2 protein-coding genes are annotated in these 1722 nt (G+C 63.8%); one reads left to right on the top strand and one right to left on the bottom strand.

Going from position 1 to position 1722, the window contains the following annotated elements:
* Positions 1–21: 21 nt before the first annotated feature.
* Entirely contained in the window at positions 22–846 is an 825-nt protein-coding gene (locus J2805_RS23880; RefSeq protein ID WP_309980546.1) for an SDR family NAD(P)-dependent oxidoreductase, read from the bottom strand.
* Between the two features lie 272 nt (positions 847–1118).
* On the opposite strand from J2805_RS23880, the gene J2805_RS23875 reads away from it, so the two are divergent.
* Positions 1119–1722 (top strand): hypothetical protein (locus J2805_RS23875; protein ID WP_309980544.1); only part of this gene is annotated, 604 nt, incomplete at its 3' end.

Below are 1722 nucleotides of genomic sequence, written 5' to 3'. Positions count from 1 at the left end.
GGGTGTGGTGTGTGCGGTGGTTTAGCTGCTGTGGGTGTATCCGCCGTCGCAGGCGATGGTTTGGCCTGTGATGAATGCGGAGGCGGGTGTGGCGAGGAAGAACATGATGCCGACGAGGTCGGTGGGGACCATTCCGCGGGGGATGCATTGTAGGGATGCGGCGCGTTCGCGGATTTCGGCGGTGGGGTTGACGGTGCGTTCGACTTCGGTGGCGACGCTGCCGGGTCGTATGCAGTTGACGGTGATCCCGTGGCTGCCGAGTTCGCGGGCCAGGGAGTTGGTCATGCCGATCAGTGCTGATTTGGAGGTGACGTAGTGCAGGTAGTTTGCTGTGCCGCGGGTGACGGCGTCGGATGAGATGTTGATGATGCGGCCGAAGCCTGCTTGGCGCATATGGGCAGCGACTGCCTTGACGCAGAGGTAGGTGCCGGTGATGTTGACCTTCAGCACGTGTTCCCACTGGGCCAGGGGAATCTCGTCGAACGGCCCCTTTTCGATGCTCGCGAAGATCGAGGCGTTGTTGATCAGCACATCGATCCGGCCCCAGGTCTGGATGACGGTGTCGACCATGGCCGTGACGGACGCTTCGTCGGCCACGTTGACCTTAACGGCCAGACCTACCCCGCCGGCGTCATGAATTTCCTTCACGACTGCCTCGGCCTTGTCGATGGCGAGGTCAGCGACCACGGCAACGGCTCCGGCCGCGGCGAACTGGCGCGCGAGTTCCCGGCCGATGCCCTGGGCTGCGCCGGTGACAATGACCACCCGCCCCTCGACGCTGAAGTCCCGCGCTGATGCCGGCACGCCGGAGTCATGGGGAGTGTGAGTCAGGGGTGTCGTCGTCATGGTCGATCCTCGTGGCTTCGCGTCGTGATGGTCGTGCAGGCAGTGGTGAACGGGGTTGGTGCTGTCATGGACCGCATTCACCCTGAACCGCTTGAGCGTTATCGGGAAAACAGGAGGCGGTGCACCCGCCCTGCTATTGAACAATATCCCGCCATGTGGGATAGTGTCAATGGACGGCGGCCGGTTCTGCACGTATAGCAGCGGCGGACCGGGCGCCGCACCCCCCGCCGGATCTTGCCGGGGGATGACTCGACTTTATGAAGGAGCTGGAGATGCGCGTAAGCAAGGCAGCCGATACTGATATCGAAGCAGTTGGATCCATGCGTGAGGGAGTGCTGGACCAGAAGCACCTGCTGTTCGGTGAGGACGGTTCCCCGAACAACTACGACCTGAACATGGGCCACACCGGCGGCGGCGGTTGGCGGACCCCCCGGCACCGGCACAACTTCGACCAGGTCCGCTACGTGATCAAGGGCCGGTTGCCCTACTCCGAGGACGATTTCCTGGAGGAAGGCTGGGTCGGGTACTTCCCCGAGAGTGTCCACTACGGTCCGCAGGAACGCGCCGAAGGCCTTCGCACACTGGTTCTCCAGTCCGGCGGCGCCAGCGGCCAGGGCTACCTGTCCGTCGCCCAGCGCGAAGCCACCAACGCCGAACTCGAAAAAACCGGCGAGTTCAAGAAGGGCATGTACCACCGCACCGACGCCAACGGCGACGAGCAGGTCGTGGACGGCTCCCAGGCAATCTTCGAACACGCCACGGGCGGCAAGCTCGAGTTCGCCACCCCGCGCTACGAAGACGTCATCGCGATGAACCCGGACGCCTACGACTGGCTCCCCTCAGCCGATCAGGGCGTCTCCGAGAAATGGCTGGGCA

This window comes from Arthrobacter oryzae, assembly GCF_031454875.1.
GTDB classification, from domain to species: Bacteria; Actinomycetota; Actinomycetes; order Actinomycetales; family Micrococcaceae; genus Arthrobacter; species Arthrobacter oryzae_D.
This window is presented reverse-complemented; position numbering and strand designations above follow the sequence as displayed.

What these genes read in the sequence shown, in the direction of transcription:
- J2805_RS23880 (WP_309980546.1), bottom strand. Translation starts at nt 846, where the DNA reads ATGACGACGACACCCCTGACTCACACTCCCCATGACTCCGGCGTGCCG.